The organism is Allorhizobium sp. GW101-3B10 (assembly GCF_059424725.1).
This window is the reverse complement of sequence record NZ_JBWKZR010000001.1, coordinates 2,452,993-2,471,401: the sequence shown is the minus strand read 5'-3', so window position 1 is coordinate 2,471,401 and position 18,409 is coordinate 2,452,993. Positions and strand designations below refer to the sequence as shown.

Sequence of the window (18,409 nt, the reverse complement as noted above, 5' to 3'; positions counted from 1 at the left end):
TCTGGATCTCGGAGGAGCGGATGAAAAATATTCCGATCGTGGGAAAGTTTCTCACAATCATGGCAGCGTTCGGTATATTTGCGCTCGGTGTAGCTTTCTACACCAGTGCGCAGTTGAAGAGTATCGACGATAGTTATAGCAGCCTTCTCGAAGGCGAGGCAAATTCGGCATTGCTTCTGGCTCGCTCCAACCGATCGATGCAGAACATGCGGGCCGCGATTGGCGATCTTGTTCTGTCCAGGACATCCGAACTGAACGAAGCGGCGACCAAGGACTTTACGACGGCGCGGGAGAGCTTCATCAAGTTCATCGATGGAGCAGCAAAATCCATGCCGTCGAATACGGACATTCCAGGGCTGAAAGCGGCGGTCCTGCAGGCCGTTGACACCGCATGCGCGGCGACGCGTGCCGCCGGCACGTCAGCGGTCGAAGAACAGGCCGTCGTCGCCAGCCAGGCCTTGTTCCTGAAGGAATGCCAGCCGGAATTTGCCAAGATCGCGCCGCAGTTCACGGCTGTGACCACGCAGATGACCGAGGCATCGGCGGCTCGCAGCATCGAGCTGACGGACGAGACCAATGCCATATCCCGAAACAGCACGATCGGCGTCATCGCCGGCATCGTCCTGGTACTGCTCGGTGGCTTTTTTGCCATCCGCGCCTGGATGGTGGCGCCCATCCGGTCTCTCTCCAGCACGATGGAGACGCTTGCCGGTGGTGATCTGACAACAAGCGTAGAGGGCACGGAGCGTCGCGATGAAATCGGTCTGATGGCGCGCTCGGTGCAGGTATTCAAGGATACGGGCCTCAAGGCGAGGGAACTGGCCGGCGAAGCCGATGCCGCCCGCAACCAGACTGAAGCCGAGCGCATGCGCGCAGCCGAAGCCGACCGCAAACGTGCGGCTGACATGGCCCAGGCGACGGAAGGCCTGGCCGCTGGCTTGCAGCGTCTCGCCGACGGCGATCTGGGTTACGAGTTGGCACAACCCTTCGCCGCCGATTTCGAAAACCTGCGCGCCGACTTCAACTCGGCGGTTTCCAAGTTGCGCGCCACGCTGGGTGCGGTCGCGCATGCCACCAGTACCATTGACGGTGGTTCCCGCGAACTGAGCCAGAGCGCGTCCGATCTGTCGAGACGCACCGAACAGCAGGCGGCATCGCTTGAAGAAACGGCGGCAGCGCTGGACCAGATCACGGCCAATGTGCAGAACTCCTCCAAGCGCACCGAGGAAGCCCGCAGCATGGCGGTGCAGGCGAACGGTTCGGCGAAAAAGTCGGGTGAAATCGTGGCCAGTGCCGTCGATGCGATGCAGCGGATCGAGAGCTCGTCGAGCCAGATCTCCAATATCATCGGTGTCATCGACGAAATCGCCTTCCAGACCAACCTCTTGGCGCTGAACGCCGGCGTAGAGGCGGCCCGTGCCGGCGAAGCGGGCAAGGGCTTTGCCGTCGTCGCGCAGGAAGTGCGCGAACTGGCCCAGCGCTCCGCCCAGGCGGCGAAGGAGATCAAGGGGCTGATCAGCAAGTCCGCCGAAGAGGTCGAAAGCGGCGTCAAGCTGGTGACCGCGACCGGCGAGGCCCTGAAGGTGATCGGCGACCATGTGGTGGCCATCAACGGCCAGCTCGACGCGATCGCCACCTCCGCCCGCGAACAGTCGGTCGGCCTCTCCGAGGTGAATACGGCGGTCAACCAGATGGACCAGACGACACAGCAGAACGCTGCCATGGTGGAAGAGGCGACAGCCGCCTCTGCCTCGCTGGCGACGGAAGCCGATCGCCTGCGCCAGTTGATCTCGCAGTTCCAGCTCGGCCAGGCTTCCAATAGCACGGCCACCCGCCGGGCCGCGTGATCCGGGAACCAGGCGGTTCAGCATTTCCGCAGGTCAGCGGGTCTGATCGCGGAGAATGATCCAAACCTGGAAAGCTCCAGCGCAAACACAAATGCCGCCCTTTTCTCTCAAGGGCGGCATTTTTTATGCGGGCTAAAAGGGGCTACGCCTCACCCCACCCGACGCATCGGGGCGAGGGCGAGGGCGAGGGAATGCGCAGCGAAACCACGGTGCCCTGACCTTCGCGCGACCGGATCCGGAGTGATCCGCCATGCAGCGCGACCAGCGAGCGGGAAATGGCGAGCCCCAGGCCCGAGCCGCCCTTCGATTTTGCATATTGGCTCTGCACCCGCTCGACGGTCTGCCAGAAGTGCGCGGCCCGGTTCGACGCGCTGCGGGCGATGATCGACAAGGAAAGGCCGCCGACGGACATGCGGGACCTGAAGCGCATCCCCGGCGGGTTCGACCCTGCAACCGTTCCGGCCGGCCTCGTCGATCTCGTCTGCCGCGCCGGCGACAGCCCGGACCTGATGACGCTCGAGGCGGAGATCAAAAGGCTGTCGAAAGCGGTCAGGAAGGTGTTCCAGACGGTCGTGAAGGGATGAACGTGTGGGCCTGCATCCGTCCGTGGCTCCCGCTCCTAGCCGCCCTCATGGCCTGAATCGATGCTGTCGGCCAACTCGCTGTCGTCTGGAACAGGCTTCGGGATGAGTGGGGCGGAGGGCTTCGTGCTGTCCGGCAGACCTTCGGTCGCCTCCGTCTCGAGAACGGTCCGGGGGTCGGCCTCGTCCTCGCAACGAGCCGAAGAGGCAGTTGTCGCCCACAGGGCCAGAACGAGGGTGGCGGTACGCATCAGCATGGCGAACTCTCTTTTCCCGATCTTTACGAGCGGCGGCCTAAGGCGCGGTTAAGGCCGGCGGCGATGCTCGCGATCATCGGCGATCCGGCGGCTCGGGCTCGTCCGGAGCTGAAACGAGACGGATCCGCAGCAGGATGCCGGCCTTTGTCGCCGGGATTCTCTCTAATTTAACCGACCCTGAAGTAGAAAGGCAAAATGGAGTGGTCGGGAAGGGCTGCGGCGGTTGAAGAGACGCCGGACATCGGGACAATGATGCACAAGATCAGATGGATCCTGGAGACCCTGAGGGTCCCCAATGACAACCCCGAACTCACGCTTTCGCAGTTCGAAGCCTTTTCGAAACAGGTTCCGCTGCTCTACTTCATCCTGACCACCAACATGCTCTCTCTGGCCTGGACCCATCGGGACATCGCGCCGGCCTATCTGGTGATCTACCTGCCTGCGGTTCTTTCCGTCGTCTTCATCCTGCGGGCCGTCGGCTGGCTCGTCGCGCGCAATCGCAAGGTGGATGCTGCCCAGGCGTATCATCGGTTGCGGGCTACCAACCGGCTCGCCGCGCCCATTGCCATATTCTGCACGGCCTGGTCGCTCGCCCTCCTGCCTTATGGCAACGGTTACGAGCAAGCCCATGTGGCCTTCTTCATGGCGATCACCGTGATCGGCTGCATCTTCTGCCTGATGCACCTGCGCTCGGCGGCAATGGTCGTCACCGTCCTCGTCAACATCCCCTTCTTCTTCGCCATGGTTCTGAGCGGCGAGCCGACGTTTATCGCCACCGGCGTCAATGTCATTCTCGTCAGCATGGCGATGATCGCCATTCTGCTCACCCACTATCGTGACTTCCGCCAGCTTGCCGAACAGCGGCATGTGCTTCAGGCGCAGAACAAAACGATGCAGGCCCTGTCGGACGAAAACCTGCGTCTCGCCAATCTCGACAGCCTGACGCTGATCGCCAATCGCCGCAGCTTCTTTCACACCCTCGAGCGCCGCCATGCGCAGGCCAAGGCGGAAAGGGGCACCCTTGCCGTCGGCGTCATCGACCTCGACGGTTTCAAGCCGATCAACGACATGTATGGCCACTCGGCCGGAGACAGGGTCCTGGTCGAGATCGCCGAGCGGCTCCAGCGTTTCGAGAGCGAGACGGTCTCCGTCTACCGCCTCGGCGGCGACGAATTCGCGCTGATCCTGGAATCGTTCGATGATGCGAACGCCATGGCGCTTGGAACCAGCATCTGCGACGCCATCGCCCAGCGCATCAATCTCGGCAGTGGCATCGTCCACGTGACCGCCTCGCTCGGCATCGCCCTCTACCCCGATGTCGGCGAGAACGGCCACGACCTCTACGAGCGCGCCGACTATGCACTCTACACGGCCAAGCGCCACCACCGCGCCGGTGTCGTGGTGTTCAACGCGGTGCAGGCGCGCGAACTGTCGCGCCAGAAGGTGGTCGAGGAGACGCTTCAGGTCGCCGACCTGGAAAAGGAACTCTCGCTCGTCTATCAGCCGATCATGGACGTCCCCTCGCGGCGTTGCGTCGGCTTCGAAGCGCTGGCGCGCTGGGACTGCCCGACCATCGGTCCGGTTTCGCCGGTCGAATTCATCCCGATCGCCGAATATAACGGCCGCATCGGCCTGATCACCCGGCTCCTGCTGGAGCGGGCGCTTTCCGTTGCGGCCGCCTGGCCGGACGATGTCTTCCTGTCCTTCAATCTCTCGCCGCACGACCTCGTCACCATAGAGGGCGTCATGCGCCTCATCGGCATCGTCGAGGACAGCGGCTTCGATCCCAGGCGCATCACCTTCGAGATCACCGAGACGGCGGTGATGAGCGATTTCGAACAGGCCAGCACGGCGATCCATCTGCTGCGCCAGCTCGGCTGCGGCATCGCGCTCGACGACTTCGGCACCGGCTATGCAAGCCTGAGCTACGTGCACCGCCTGCCGCTGTCGAAGATCAAGGTCGACGGCAGCTTCGTCAGCGAGATCCATCGCCGGGGCACCAGCTTCAAGATCGTCAAGTCGGTCCTGGCCCTGTGCTCGGAAATGGGGCTGGAAGCGATCGTCGAGGGTGTCGAGACCGAGGAGGAACTGGTGATCCTGGAGGAACTGGGCGTGCGCTCGGTGCAGGGGTATCACTTCGCCCGCCCGATGGCGGAGGAACTGACCCATACCCTCTTCGCCCAGCCCGAAGACCGGGTCGCGGCCAGGCTCCGCAGCTATTCCTGAACGACAGGGCTGGCTTCAGGCCCGCTTGCGCATGGTCTCGATGACCAGGGTTTCCGGGATGCGCACCGACACGATCGTTCCCTTGCCCTCGACAGAGCGGATCCTCAGGCTTCCGCCGTGCATGTTGACCAGCGAGCGGGAAATGGCGAGACCAAGGCCTGAGCCGCCATTGCTCTTGGCATACTGGCTTTGCACCTGCTCGAAGGGCTGTCCGATCTTGCCGAGTGCCGCCCTGGGAATGCCGATGCCGGTGTCGGCGATGGTGATGGTCACGGCGTCGCCGATCTTGCGGGCACGAAGCGCGATGCGGCCGCCCGATTCCGTGAACTTGACGGCATTCGACAGGATGTTGAGCAGGATCTGCTTCATCGAGCGGCGATCGGCCGTCATCGTCAGGCCGGACGAAACGCGCTGTTCGATGTGAACATTCTTTTCTTCCGCCGGGATCGAGGTGAGACGCAGGCTCTCCTCGATCAGCGCATCGAGATCGACCGTCTCGCAGCGGATCTTCATCTGGCCCGCCTCGATCTTCGACATGTCGAGAATGTCGTTGATGACGTGCAGCAGGTGCTTGCCGCTCTCGTGGATGTCGCGGGCATATTCCGAATATTTCGGCGAGCCGATCGGGCCGAACATCCCGGCGAGCAGGATTTCCGAGAAGCCGAGAATGGCGTTGAGCGGGGTCCGGAGCTCGTGGCTCATATTGGCGAGGAACTCCGACTTCGCCTTGTTGGCGGCCTCGGCGCGCTCCTTCTCCGCCTGGTAATTCGCATTGGCGACCGACAGTTCGGCCTTCTGCCGCTCCAGCTTGCGCTGCGACGACGACAGGTCTCCGATGGTCGCCATCAGCCGGCGCTCCTGGTCGCGCAGGCGCTCCTGGTGGCGTTTCAGCAGCGTGATGTCGGTGCCGACCGACACGAGACCGCCGTCGCGCGTGCGCCGTTCGTTGATCTGCAGCCAGCGCTCGTCGGCGAGCTGCACCTCGGTGGTGCGCGACGAACCGCTCTGGTCGGGGTCGGCGACGCGGCGCTGGATGATCGGGCGCTGGGCGGCGGCCTGCACCACGGCCCGTTCCGTGCCGGGCACGAGAATGCTGTCCGGCAGGCCGTAGACGTGCTGGAAGTGGCCGTTGCACATGACCAGCCGGTCGTTCTTGTCCCACAGCACGAAGGCTTCCGACGTGCATTCGATGGCGTCGGCGAGGCGCTGGTCGGCTTCGGCGTAGCGCTGGGCGAGGCGGTGCTGTTCGGTGACGTCCATGGCGATGCCGATGACGTGCATGCAGCCGGTGTTGGAGCAGATCACCTGGGCGCGGGCCCGCATCCAGACATAGTGGCCGTGGGCATGGCGCATGCGGAAGATCTGGTCGATCTGCTTGGACTTGCCGCGGCCGACGGCGCGGGCGAGCGCAAAGAGATTGCCGTCGTCGGGATGCATCAGCCGCGCCGCGTTGGCAAAGGCCATCACGTCGCCGGATGGTGGCAGCCCCAGCATTTCGTACATCGAGCGCGACCAGAACAGCTTGCGGTTGGCGAGGTCGAAATCCCAAAGGCCGCAACGGCCGCGCGACAGGGCCGCCTCGACCCGCATATTGCTCTCGAGGAAGATGTCGTCGGCATCGCGGGCGCGCTTCACCTGCTGGAAATAGGCGTAGAGGATGACGCTGAGGATCAGCGAAATGCCGGCGAACAGCGTGACGTTGAGCGCGACCTCGCTGCGCCAGAAAGCCATGCTCTGCTGCAGCGAATGGGCGGTCAGGACCAGAGCTCCATCGGCACCGACCGGGGTCAGCACGGCGAAATGACGCTCCCCGCCGATATCCGTCTCGATGCCGCCGCCCTGGTCGGCGAAGCGGCGGATGGCGGCGACCTGCGGGAGCAGGTTGGCGAGCGGCAGGCCGACATAACCGGCGCCGGCGGACGACGAGGCGAAGATCCGGCCCGATGGCTCCACCATCAGCACGAAAGAACCGTCGCCGAGACGCTCGGCCGGCAGCAGGGTCGAGAGCGCGGCCTCGGCGGCGGCGCGGTCGGCTGAGACGAACAGCGCTTCGCGCCCAGCAAGGGCGGCATTGGCGGTGGTGGCGACGAGCACCGTGGTCTGGCGCACGCTGCTTTCCATGCGGGCATGTTCGCCCAGGATGCCGGCGATACGCGCGATGGCCACGACCGACAGGAAGGCGAGGATGAGGACGGGAATCGAGCGGCGCAACACGGTCTCGATCCATCGCGACGGCCCGTTGTCGGGATTGTTCGCGCCCGCGATGCGCTCGCGCAGGCGGTTGAAAAACGCCACAATGACTGCAAAATTGAGTCGCAACCGCTCATCGGCTGCGGTTGCCCGCCGCACGTTCGACATTGTCCCTGCCTCGATCCCTCGCGTGATCCGAAGCGCCGCTCGCCCGAATCTGACTCAATGAATCACCGGTGATTCGCCTTGTCCAGACGGGGCGGGTAAACAAAATCTTAAGCCCTTCATCGGAATCGGCTTTTTTTGTGCAACGGCGGCCAAAGGCTTGAATCTGATTGAAAACAGGGGCCGGTCTCGCCTATCGATGGGATGTTCACATCCATTCCGGCAGAGCCGAAAGGAACTTTTCCATGCGTTCGAGATCGCCCCGCCGGTCATCATTCTGGGCAGCGTCGGCGGCTGCCACGCTCGCTTCCCTCATGACAACGGCCCCGGCACGGGCCGTGGAGCCCGCACCGCCCGAGCTCTATGACGAACTCACGGAAGAACAGGCCACCGAGGCCGACCAGTTCGCGCTCAACAACGCCATCGCCACGGTCTTTCATGAGGCCGGCCACATGCTGGTCTCCGAGTTTTCGCTCCCCGTGCTGGGCAAGGAGGAGGACGCGGTCGACGGGCTTGCCGTGCTGCTCCTGCTCGAAGCCGAGGACGAGGACTTCAACAGTGCCGTCGAGGACTGGGCCAATATCTGGTTCCTGTCCGCCGGCGCGAAAGAGGATCAAGCGGACGACATCGCGTTCTGGGACAGCCACGGGCTGGACGAGCAGCGCGCCTATGCGACCGTCTGCCTGATGGTCGGCAAGGACAAGGAGCGTTTCCAGGATTTCGCCCAGTCCATCGACTATCCCGAATACCGTGCGGAGGAATGCCTCGGCGAATACCAGAGCCAGCTGCAAAGCTGGGAGAAGGTGTTGAAGCCGCACGAGGCAAGCAAGAGCGACAAGACGGCGTTCACGATCACCTATGCGCCGACCAAGAACCCGCAGCTCGCCTATTTCCGTGAGATCATCAAGACGGCGGGCGTCATGGAAATGGTCGCTGCCGCCTTCTCCGGCAGCTACAAGCTCAAGGACGGGATCAAGCTGACGGCGACTGAGTGCGGGGTCGCCAACGCCTTCTGGAGCGCCGACGATCGCGAGATGACGCTGTGCTACGAGGACCTGCTCAACAGCGCCGAGCTTGACGCGCAGTGGTACATCGACAATCCGGATGGCGAAGAGCAACAGGCCGAAGACGAGGACGCCGTCGAGGCGGAGGACACGGACGAGGCCAGCCCGCCGCGCCAGCGCCAACCGATCGTGCCGCAGGCCGGGACGTCCCGTTCGGGCTGACGTCCGGTGCGATCCGCAATCTCCGTACCTGGCGGATCAGTTCGACCCCAGGGTGCCTGCCTCCCGAACCGGTGACCACCGTTTCCGGGAGGCAAATCCTCGATAATCAGCCTTTCAGCATCCGCTCGACGATGTCGGCGACGTCGGACGACAGCGAAGGCGCCCGTTCGATGGTCATCAGAGCCTCGCGGGCCTGATCGGCGCGAACCGGCTCGAGCAGGCGCCAGGAGCGCAGCGCCGTCAGCAGGCGGGCGGCGAGCTGCGGATTGCGCTTGTCGATCGACAGGATTTCTTCCGCGAAGAAGTGATAGGCCTTGCCGTCCGGCCGGTTGAAACCGGTCGCGTTGGCAAAGGCGAAGGTGCCGATCAGCGCACGCACCCGGTTCGGGTTCGATGCGGTGAAATGTGGGTTCTGCATCAGGCGCATGACGCGCTCCAGCGCGCTTTCGCCCGGGATGGTCGCCTGGATCGAGAACCACTTGTCGAGCACCAGCGCATTTTCGGCGAAGCGGCTTTCGAAGGCGGCGAGCGCCCCATGGGTCTCGGCCGCGTCCGGGAAGCGGTGCGCCAGCACGGTCAGGGCCTGCGACAGGTCTGTCATGTTGTCGGCCTTGGCAAAGGCTTCCGCCGCACCGGCCGGGCTGTTCTCGCTCAGCGCCAGGAAGCCGAGAGCGGCATTGCGCAGCGCCCGGCGACCGGCGCCGGCGGCGTCCGGGCTGAACGGCGTCGATGCGGCGAGCCCGTCATAGAGGCTGCGGAAGGTTGCGGCCCCTGCCTTGGCGATGGCGGACAGGATTGCCTGGCGGCCCTGGTGGATCGCGTCGGGATCGTTGTTGGCGCCCAGTTCACGGGCGATGTCGGATTCGCTCGGCAGCGCCAGGGCCTGGGCGCGGAAGGCCGGCTCAAGGCCGTCGTCGGCGGCGATCGCCAGCAGGGCGTCGCAAAGGGCGGCGTCGCATTCGACCGGCTTGCCGGCGCCGGCTGCCTTGGCCGCCGCCGTCAGGTTCGGAAGGGCCAGATCGGTGATGGCCTGCCAGCGGGCGAAGAGGTCGCTGTCGTGGCGGGCGATATGGGCGAGGTCTTCCTTGGTCTGGGCGAAGTGCAGGTTCACCGGTGCGGAGAAGCCACGATTGAGCGACACGACCGGCCGCGCCCCGATCCCGTTGAATACGAAGGTCTGGCTGCGCTCGGTGAGGTGCAGCACGTCGCCGGTCACTTCGCCGCCGCTGACTGCGCTCGGCAGAGCCTCCGCGCCGTTCTCGCCGATCAACGTGAATTTCAGCGGAATGTGCATCGGCTCCTTGGCGGTCTGGCCGGGCGTTGCCGCGACCATCTGCTCAAGCGACAGGGTCAATGTCTTGGCACTCGCATCGTAGGACGACGAGACGGTGATCTGCGGCGTGCCGGCCTGGTGATACCAGAGCGAGAACTGGGTGAGGTCGCGGCCATTGGCGTCCTCGAAGCACTTGACGAAGTCCTCGACGGTGGCGGCATCGCCGTCATGGCGCTCGAAATAGAGGTCCATGCCCTTCTTGAACCCTTCGCGGCCGAGAATGGTCGCGATCATCCGGGTGACCTCGGAGCCCTTCTCGTAGACGGTGGTCGTGTAGAAGTTGTTGATCTCGCGGTATTTGGTCGGGCGCACCGGATGGGCGAGCGGGCCGGTATCCTCGGGAAACTGCTCCGAGCGCAGATGGCGGACCTCGGCGATGCGCTTGACGGCGCGCGAGCGCTGGTCGGCGGAAAATTCGTGGTCGCGATAGACGGTCAGGCCTTCCTTGAGGCACAGCTGGAACCAGTCGCGGCAGGTGATGCGGTTGCCGGTCCAGTTGTGGAAGTATTCGTGGGCGATGATCGCCTCGATATTGGCATAGTCCTGGTCGGTCGCGGTCTCCGGGTCGGCGAGCACGTACTTGTCGTTGAAGACATTGAGCCCCTTGTTCTCCATGGCGCCCATGTTGAAGTCGGAGACGGCGACGATCATGAAGATGTCGAGATCGTATTCGCGGCCGAACTTCTCCTCGTCCCACTTCATCGACCGCTTCAGCGCATCCATGGCATAGGCCGCGCGGGCCTCCTTGCCGTGCTCGACATAGATCTTCAGCGCCACTTCGCGTTCCGACATGGTGACGAAGGTGTCCTCGACGACGGCGAGATCGCCGGCGACCAGGGCAAACAGATAGCTCGGCTTCGGATGCGGGTCGAACCAGGCGGCGAAATGCTTGCCTTCGCCGTAACCGGCGCCGCCGAGGAAGTTGCCGTTGGACAGCAGCAGGGGGTTGGCGGCCTTGTCGGCGATGATGTTGACCGTGTAGACGGCGAGAACGTCCGGCCGGTCGGGGAAATAGGTGATGCGGCGGAAGCCCTCGGCCTCGCACTGGGTGCAATAAATGCCGTTCGAGCGGTAGAGACCCATCAACTGGGTATTGGCCTCCGGATTGATGATCGTCGTGACGGTAATCTCGAAGGGTACGGTTTCCGGCAGATCGCGGATCGTCAGGCTGTCGGCGGTTTCGGTATAGCGCTCGGGCGCCATTTCGATCTGGTCGAACAGCAGGCTGGTCATCTTCAGCTCGTCGCCGTCGAGCACCAGCGGAGCCTGCGGGTCGGCGCCCTCGCGCCGGTGGAAGATGAGCCGGGCTTCAACCTTGGTCTCGGTCGGATCGAGTTCGAAGGTAAGGTCTACACGTTCCAGGATGAAGTCGGTGGGGCGGTAGTCTGCCAGATTGATGATCCGGCCGGTGTCTGTTCGCATTGTCTATCCTGATCTCGTCCGTGAGCCGCCTTGCGTAATCGCGATACCCGAACCTGCGCATGCAAGGATGTGATTTCGCCGGAGAGACTGACACAGATTTCTGAACGATTGTTAAAAAGCCAGGAAATAAAACGTCCTGCGATGTCGAACGGGCGTTGTTTACCGACGAATATTTGCGCTCTTGTTGCGATTGATTGCGCGCGAGCGCTCAGGTTCGACGGCGCCAGCCAACGGCTTTCCGATTGGGTCAGGCTGCGGCGGCGGTTTCAGCGGATGCCGAGCGCGGCGCGAATGGCGTCCTCGTCTTCGGTCTGCTGGATGATGACGCCATACCAGCCGAGCCCGTCATAGTCCTCGTAACCGAGCGTCTTGGCGAAGGCGACGATCGAGCCGGAATTGTCGTGGTAGCTGCCGCGCATCGCCTGGCCGGGATTGTTCAGCGCGAAATGCGTATAGCGCCGCGCCGGATTGCTGGAGGCGATGACCCGGAGCGCGCCGTCCAGCAGCAGGACTTCGGTCTTCTCCGCCACCTGCGGCGGCAGATTGGCTTCCTTCTCGACGATCGCCTGGCCCTGCGCCTGCCAGTCGAAATAGACGCCGAGCGTTCCGACCAGCCGACCCTTGCTTTGGCCCTCCTCGCGAATGCCGGTGGCATAGACCAGCACGTCGCGATCCTCGTGCAGGGGACTCGGCTTGACCTGGTCGACGACATAGGCGTCCCCGTCGGCGCAATGTCTTGCCGCCTCGAACCAGGGGTCGCCGGCGAGGTTGCGGTCCTTCAGCCCCCGCTGGAAGCGCGGATTGGCCGAGGCGACGACGCGGCCGGCCGCATCGGTCATGACGAGGTCGAGATAGACGGTATAGAAGCGGTTGATGACCCCGAGCCGCTCGGCGGCATAGGCGAAACGCGCGGGCGAGGGGTCGCCGAGCGCCTGCCACAGAGCCGGATCGGTTGCCCACCACCGCACGTCGGCGGTGCGCTCGAAGAGGTTGCGGACGATGAACTGCACCAGCGTCTGGGCGAGGTCGGTCAGCCGCGCGCCTTCCATTTCGCTGACCAGCGTGTCCGCCATGGCCCGGCTGAGGCCGATGCGGCCCAGCACGTTCTCCTGGAACCGCCCGGCGATTTCGGCGGCGGCCTGGGCGAGGCGCTGGACCTCGTGGGCGACGACCGCAAACCCCTTTCCGGCTTCGCCGGCCCTGGCTGCCTCGATCAGCGCATTGATGGCCAGCAGCCGGATCTGCCGGACGATATGGGTGTTGTCGGCGCTGAAACGCTCGAGATCGGCACCGATCCCTTCGGTAACGACGCGCATGGACCGCGGCGTGGCCTGGTCGGCGGTGACGACACTCTGTTTCGGCGCAATATCGGTCATCGCAAAGAACACCGGATAGTCGTTGATCGCGCAGCTGTGGGCAACCTGGCCTCGACGCGACCGAGAAGAATGCAGGGTTTGGACTATGATGTATTATTGGTGATATTGGTTAATGGTGCATAAAACAGGACGTGCAAGAAGATGTTATTTCAATGATTTAGGGTGCTTATATTTAATTCATCTGCCTATATTGTAAGCAATTGAAGGAGATCGTCGGGCCTGATCTTGCCCTTGTCCGCGCGCGCCGGAAGTGCCAGTCTTCGGGACTGGGATTCTGTCGATCGCCAAGGCGGTCGCACCTTTCCTTGCCCTTCGCTTGCGGTGCCGCCGCTCCCCCATCTCCGCTGCCCAGATACGAGTCCCGCCTATGGCCGCCGCCGCCTCCAGTCCGCTTCGTGGCATCGTCATGAAGATCGCTTCCGTCGCCGTCTTCGTCGGCATGCAAGCCTGCATCAAGCTGGCAGGCCATGGCATGCCGTCCGGCCAGATCACTTTCTATCGCTCCGCCTTCGCCATCGTGCCGATCCTCGTCTATCTTGCCATTCGCGGCGATCTGCGCTCCGCCTTCCAGACGAACAATCCCTTCGGTCACCTCAAGAGGGCGCTGATCGGAGTGACCTCGATGATGGTCGGCTTCTACGGTCTCGTACTTCTGCCGCTGCCGGATGCCATCGCCATCGGCTATGCCATGCCGCTGCTCGCCGTCGTCTTTGCCGCCGTGTTCCTGCGTGAGACCGTGCGCCTCTATCGCTGGACGGCGGTCTTCGTCGGGCTGATCGGCGTGATGATCATTTCCTGGCCGAAGCTGACATTGTTCAGCGAACAGGGTTTCGGTTCGGCTGCGGCAACCGGTGCCGTCGCCGTCCTGCTTTCGGCCGGCCTCGGCGCTGCCGCCATGCTGCAGGTCCGCCAACTGGTCAAGGAGGAGAAGACCGCGACGATCGTGCTGTTCTTCTCGCTGACCGCCTCGGTGCTTTCTGCCTTTACCTGGTTCTTCGGTTGGCAGGTGCTGAGCTGGCAGGCGCTGGGGCTGATGGCGCTTGCCGGCTTCTTCGGCGGGCTGGGGCAGATCCTGCTGACCGAGAGCTATCGCCACGCCGATGTCTCGACGGTCGCCCCCTTCGAATATACCTCGATCATCCTCGGATCGATCATCGCCTATCTGCTGTTCGGCGAGGTGCCCACCGCGACCACGCTCACTGGTGCGGCGATCGTCGTCGGCGCCGGAATCTTCATCATCTATCGCGAGCACCAGCTGGGTCTCGAGCGCCGCGCGGCGCGCAAGGCCTCGACGCCGCAGGGCTGATCCCGGCGCAAAGATCGATCGCCACCACCGGCTTCCGTTTTTCTTTTGTTACGGCCGAGCGATAAAGGTTGAAACAGAGGGAAGGTTGGGGCACGGTGACGGTCCACACCGATACCGCCACATCAACGGAAACGGCCTGATCGACGTGAATTGCATGAGCATGGACCGCGAAATCCTCCCGACCGACCCACGGCCCGATGGCCGCTACACCGCCGTTCCCCTATCGCATCCGCATACGTCCGATGTCGTTTCGCCGCCGTGGGGAGGGTGACCTTGGCTTTCTCCATCGACGAACTTCGCAACAGTCCGGCCTTCTGCGAGGCCCTGCGTGTCTATTCGGTCGAGCTGCAGGGCGAGTATGACAGCAATCCGCGGCTGGCGCGGCTCCTGTCGTCGCACCAGCGCTGGCTGCTCAGCCAGTGCGCCTTCGCGCTCAATCTCGAACATGATCCCGCGGTGCCGGGCTCCGGGCTGACGGCTTCGCGTCTGCGCGACATGATCACCTCCTACAACGCCGCAAGCCGCAACACGGTGTTGAACTTCCTCGACCAGCTTCTGTCCTATCGTTTCGTCCGCATTGCCGGCGATGCCGGACGCCGGCCCCGCCGTTTCGAGGCGACCGATGTGAGCTACAATGCGATGGTGCGCTGGACGCTCGCCAACCTCACCCTGCTCGACCGGCTGGACGGCGGTTCGCGCGCGGCGACGATGATGGCCAATCCCGAACTTTTCCGGCTGATCCAGCCGTATACGGCCCGCCGCTCGTTCGAGCATGACGGCTGGCGCGAGCCGCCGCCGCGCGTGGCGATGTTCCTGTGGACGGAAGCGGGCGGGCTGGTGATGGACGAGCTCGTTCGGCGCATCGAGGCTGCCGACCCTTCGGCCGACCGCTACGACATCGGCCGTGTCGACGCCCGTGCGATGGCCGAGCATTTCATGATGTCGCGCACCCATCTGCAACGCCTGCTGCGCCGCGCCGTCGAGGCCGGGGGGCTGCCAATGGCAGGACGAGGGCAAGAAGACCCACCTGTGGTTCATGGCCGATCTGCTGCGCGAATACTGCAGCTGGCAGGCGATCAAGTTCTCGATCGTCGACCAGGCCTTCGAACATGCCTGCAGCCGAATGCTTCCGGTGCAGAGGCCGGCTGAGCCGGTCGTGGTCGCCATGGAGAAGTGATCGCCCCGGCGGTCGGCGCCGACCCGGCTTACAGCGGGATGTGGCCGACGAGGGCGTTTTCGGCGCGCGCGCCGCGCTTCGAGCGGCCCGAGGCGGCCCGGCTGTAGGCTTCCGACGCATCGATGGCGCTGCCGATCTGCGTGACGGCGGCCTTCAGGCTGCGGAGCGGATGAAACATCGTGGTCATGGTCTATTCCTTTGCGTTGGCCGCATGGCCGAATCTTGAGGACGTCTTTGACGGGGCGTTCGGAGCGGGCGTTGCTGACGAGGCTATTGTGCGTCGCACAATCAGTTCTGCACCGCCGGCCTCACGCCTCGCGGAAATCGGCGAACAGGGCGATCGGGCGGCTGATCCGGCCGAACACGCGCGCCGTCAGCTGTTCGTTCGTGGCGAGGCCGCAACGGTGATAAGGCTGTCCGTTGCGCATCGGCTCGGCGGCGAGGCGGAGCGTCTCGAATTTGCAGTGCATGGGGCGGGCGCGAACGGTCATGGCCTTCAATCCTTGTCTTCCGACTCCCCCCGTGAGTGCCAGTATATATCGCAGTGCAGCATGAATGAGGCAGGGGCGCAGACGCGACCCAGCCATGCGCACTGCGCATGGCGCGCATCACAACACTGTCACATGTGCCGAAATTTTGGACGATTAGTCCTGGGCGAGGCGGGCGGCGAAGGCCTGCAGGTCGCGCCAGGCGAGCGCCTTGCTGGCCGGCGCGGTCAGCAGTTCCTGCGGATGCAGGGTGGCGATGGCCGGGACGGCATGATTGCCGCAGGCGATGTTGCGCCACTGTCCGCGCAACGCGTGGATCGTGCCCGTCTCACCGAAGAAGAAGCGCGCGGTGAAATTGCCGAACAGCAGCACGGCCTTCGGCTCGGCGAGTTCCACCTGCCGTTCGATGAACGGACGGCAGATGGCCGCCTCCGGCACGGACGGCGCGCGGTCGCCCGGCGGACGCCAGGGGATCACCGTGGTGATCAGGACAGCCTCGCGCTTGAGGCCGATGGCGCCGAGCATGCGGTCGAGCAGCAGGCCGGCGCGGCCGGAAAAGGCCACGCCCTCACGGTCGTCGTCGGCGCTCGGCATCGGCCCGATGACCATGATGCGGCTTGACGGATCGCCGGCAGCAAAGATGGTCGAGCGGGCGCTGGTCTTCAGGTTGCAGCCGCCGAAGGCCTCGACGGCGGTCTTGAGTTCGGCCAGCGAGCGGGCGCTTTCGGCGGCAAAGCGCGCCTCGGTGATGGCATGTTCGTCGGGAATGGCCGGCAGCGCCGACGGGGAGGCGGGCCGCGGCGGTGGCGGCGCTTCGGGCCTGGTCCGCCCGGGAGACGTCTGCACGGTCGTCGCCTGCGCCATTGCGATGGCCGCCGGGGCACGCACCTCGCGGGCGGTGCGCTGGTCGGCGAACTCGGCGACCCGGTCGACCGGCTGGTCCTCCACCAGCCATTCGACGCCGGCTTCCGCATGGAAATGCAGAAGGGCTGCCAGTTCGGCGGGCGTCATGTCGCGGGCGGAGATCATGGACCCGTTCTAATGCAGCGGTTGTCAGAAGGAAACTGATTCCTGCGGGCGGCCGGAAACGTCGCGGCGGATACCCTCTTCTCCCCACCGGAGAGCAGGTGGCCCCAAGGGCCGGATGAGCAAGGGGGCAAAGCGCGCGTCGATTAATCCGTCTCCTCTCCCTTGGTGGGAAAGGACGCGATTTTCGGCATCTCTGGCCGAAGGCGTAAGTGCCAGAAATCGCAGGTGAGGGGAACGAGGCGACCGACCCCCTCTCTCGGGATTTCTAACACTTAGCTTCCAGCTAAGATGTTGAAATTCCATTCTCCCCCGCCAAAGGGGAGGGAACAAGACCTCAATCCCCTCACGCCACCCATTGCGCGATGTCGTCGCGTTCGCCGATCAGCGCCAGGCCGTGGGCGATGGAGACGAGTTCGCCGCCGGTCTCGATGCGTGAGGCGTCGAAGCGGTCGGTGAAGATCTTGCGCACGGCCGGAACGAAGGACGTGCCACCGGTGAGGAAGACCTTGTCGATCGAGCCCGGCGCCGTGTTGGTCGTGGTCAGGACCTCGTCCAGGGCGCCCTCGATGCGGGCGAGGTCGTCGGCAATCCAGCTTTCGAATTCGGCACGTTTGACCGTCTTCTCGCCAGCCCGCCCAAGCGGCGAGAAGCGGAATTCCGCTTCCTCGGTGGATGACAGCGCCATCTTGGTGGCCGAGACCGCCTGGTAGAGCGGATAGCCCTCGTCATGCTCGACGAGGTCGATGAACAGTTCCAGCTTGTCCGGCTCGAGGCTCTGGCGCACCAGCGATTTCAGGTCGGCATATTCGCGCGAGGTCTTGAACACCGACAGCTGGTTCCAGCGCGAGAAGCTGGTGTAGTAGTTGCTCGGCACGTCGAGCACCTTGTCGAAGCTCTTGAACTGGCTGCCCTTGCCGATTTCCGGCGCGACCAGATGCTCGATGATGCGGGCGTCGAACTGGTCGCCGGCGATGCCGACGCCGGAATGGCCGACGGGCACGGCGGAAAGCCTGCCGCCGCTCGTCTCGAAGCGGATCAGCGAGTAGTCGGTCGTGCCGCCGCCGAAATCGGCGACCAGTACGGTCGCATCCTCCTTCAAGTGCTGGGCGAAGTAGAAGGCGGCCGCCACCGGCTCGTAGACATAGTGGATCTCGGGAAAGCCGAAGCGCGTCAGCGCCGCATTGTAGCGGGTGATGGCCAGCTCCGGATCGGGGTTTGCGCCGGCGAAATGCACCGGCCGGCCGGCGACGATGCGTTTCGCGCCCGACGGCCAGCCGTCGCCGGCATAGGCTTCCAGGCGCTTGAGGAAGACCTCCATCAGGTCCTCGAACTGGAAGCGCCGGGCATGGATCAGCGTGCCCTGGAACAGGGCCGAGGCAGCGAAGGTCTTGATCGACTGCAGGAAGCGGCAATCGCCGGGATTGTCGATGAAGGCACGGATCGCCGCCTGTCCGGCCTCGACCTTCAGCGCGCCCGCGCCGAGATTGCGGTCCTTCATGAAGGAAAGCGCCGTGCGCATGCTGTCGCTTTCCCCGGCCGGCGAGGAAAAGCGCACCGAATGGGTGGCCCGCTCGCTGTCGGCCAGCGCCATCACCGTGTTGGTCGTGCCGAAATCAAGCCCCAGCGCCTCAGCCATCGCCGCGCTCCTTCGTCGTCTTGTCGGTTGTTGAAGCCGGGCAGCGCCCGAAGATGAAAAAGGGCGCCGTGAGCGCCCGCAGTGGAGAGGGCGCCTATTGCCACGAAGGGGAGGGGTAAGGCAAGGGGCGAGCGGTATCCGTTCCTCTTC

General features: G+C 64.3%; 13 protein-coding genes and 2 pseudogenes. 6 read left to right on the top strand and 9 right to left on the bottom strand.

Features of this window, described 5'->3' with window-relative positions; genetic code table 11:
* The first annotated feature begins 20 nt into the window (after nt 1-20).
* A complete protein-coding gene (locus AC07Y0_RS12205; RefSeq protein ID WP_498677580.1) occupies nt 21-1,847 on the top strand; it encodes a methyl-accepting chemotaxis protein in 1,827 nt (608 codons plus the stop codon).
* A 142-nt stretch (nt 1,848-1,989) separates the two neighbouring features.
* Here the strand turns inward: AC07Y0_RS12205 and AC07Y0_RS12200 are convergent.
* A pseudogene (locus tag AC07Y0_RS12200) lies at nt 1,990-2,229 on the bottom strand (ATP-binding protein); the annotation flags it as partial.
* Between the two features lie 28 nt (nt 2,230-2,257).
* On the opposite strand from AC07Y0_RS12200, the gene AC07Y0_RS12195 reads away from it, so the two are divergent.
* Complete coding sequence (locus tag AC07Y0_RS12195; protein WP_498680338.1) at nt 2,258-2,431, top strand: hypothetical protein; 174 nt, start codon at nt 2,258-2,260, stop codon at nt 2,429-2,431.
* A gap of 35 nt (nt 2,432-2,466) precedes the next feature.
* On the opposite strand, the gene AC07Y0_RS12190 is transcribed toward AC07Y0_RS12195, so the two are convergent.
* Nucleotides 2,467-2,685, bottom strand: coding sequence for a hypothetical protein (locus AC07Y0_RS12190; protein ID WP_498677578.1), 219 nt, complete (start codon nt 2,683-2,685; stop codon nt 2,467-2,469).
* A gap of 249 nt (nt 2,686-2,934) precedes the next feature.
* Here AC07Y0_RS12190 and AC07Y0_RS12185 point away from each other — a divergent pair, with 249 nt between their 5' ends.
* Nucleotides 2,935-4,911 carry a putative bifunctional diguanylate cyclase/phosphodiesterase gene (locus AC07Y0_RS12185; protein ID WP_498677577.1) on the top strand — a complete coding sequence of 659 codons (1,977 nt, stop codon included), beginning with the start codon at nt 2,935-2,937 and terminating at the stop codon, nt 4,909-4,911.
* Between the two features lie 15 nt (nt 4,912-4,926).
* On the opposite strand, the gene AC07Y0_RS12180 is transcribed toward AC07Y0_RS12185, so the two are convergent.
* On the bottom strand, nt 4,927-7,269 hold the full coding sequence (locus AC07Y0_RS12180; protein ID WP_498677575.1) for a PAS domain-containing sensor histidine kinase: 2,343 nt from the start codon (nt 7,267-7,269) through the stop codon (nt 4,927-4,929).
* 335 nt (nt 7,270-7,604) lie between these two features.
* Here AC07Y0_RS12180 and AC07Y0_RS12175 point away from each other — a divergent pair, with 335 nt between their 5' ends.
* Nucleotides 7,605-8,492 carry a DUF4344 domain-containing metallopeptidase gene (locus AC07Y0_RS12175; RefSeq protein WP_498677574.1) on the top strand — a complete coding sequence of 296 codons (888 nt, stop codon included), beginning with the start codon at nt 7,605-7,607 and terminating at the stop codon, nt 8,490-8,492.
* Nucleotides 8,493-8,598: 106 nt separating this feature from the next.
* Here the strand turns inward: AC07Y0_RS12175 and pepN are convergent, their stop codons facing one another.
* On the bottom strand, nt 8,599-11,247 hold the full coding sequence (gene pepN, locus AC07Y0_RS12170; protein ID WP_498677572.1) for an aminopeptidase N: 2,649 nt from the start codon (nt 11,245-11,247) through the stop codon (nt 8,599-8,601).
* A 266-nt stretch (nt 11,248-11,513) separates the two neighbouring features.
* On the bottom strand, nt 11,514-12,623 hold the full coding sequence (locus tag AC07Y0_RS12165; RefSeq protein WP_498677570.1) for a methyl-accepting chemotaxis protein: 1,110 nt from the start codon (nt 12,621-12,623) through the stop codon (nt 11,514-11,516).
* Nucleotides 12,624-12,990: 367 nt separating this feature from the next.
* Here AC07Y0_RS12165 and AC07Y0_RS12160 point away from each other — a divergent pair, with 367 nt between their 5' ends.
* Nucleotides 12,991-13,929: a DMT family transporter gene (locus AC07Y0_RS12160; protein WP_498677566.1), complete on the top strand. Its 939-nt coding sequence runs from the start codon at nt 12,991-12,993 to the stop codon at nt 13,927-13,929.
* A gap of 273 nt (nt 13,930-14,202) precedes the next feature.
* Nucleotides 14,203-15,106: pseudogene (locus AC07Y0_RS12155) on the top strand (hypothetical protein).
* Nucleotides 15,107-15,134: 28 nt separating this feature from the next.
* On the opposite strand, the gene AC07Y0_RS12150 reads toward AC07Y0_RS12155, so the two are convergent.
* From AC07Y0_RS12150 to AC07Y0_RS12135, 4 genes are all read right to left on the bottom strand, one after another.
* A complete protein-coding gene (locus AC07Y0_RS12150; protein WP_498677563.1) occupies nt 15,135-15,293 on the bottom strand; it encodes a hypothetical protein in 159 nt (52 codons plus the stop codon).
* A 121-nt stretch (nt 15,294-15,414) separates the two neighbouring features.
* Nucleotides 15,415-15,597 (bottom strand): hypothetical protein, encoded by a 183-nt coding sequence (locus AC07Y0_RS12145; protein WP_498677561.1) that lies wholly within the window; start codon nt 15,595-15,597, stop codon nt 15,415-15,417.
* A gap of 153 nt (nt 15,598-15,750) precedes the next feature.
* The gene (locus AC07Y0_RS12140; protein WP_498677558.1) at nt 15,751-16,623 is read right to left on the bottom strand and encodes a uracil-DNA glycosylase; all 873 of its coding nucleotides are present in this window, start codon (nt 16,621-16,623) and stop codon (nt 15,751-15,753) included.
* 343 nt (nt 16,624-16,966) lie between these two features.
* Entirely contained in the window at nt 16,967-18,259 is a 1,293-nt protein-coding gene (locus AC07Y0_RS12135) for an Hsp70 family protein (RefSeq protein ID WP_498677554.1), read from the bottom strand.
* Between the last annotated feature and the right edge of the window lie 150 nt (nt 18,260-18,409).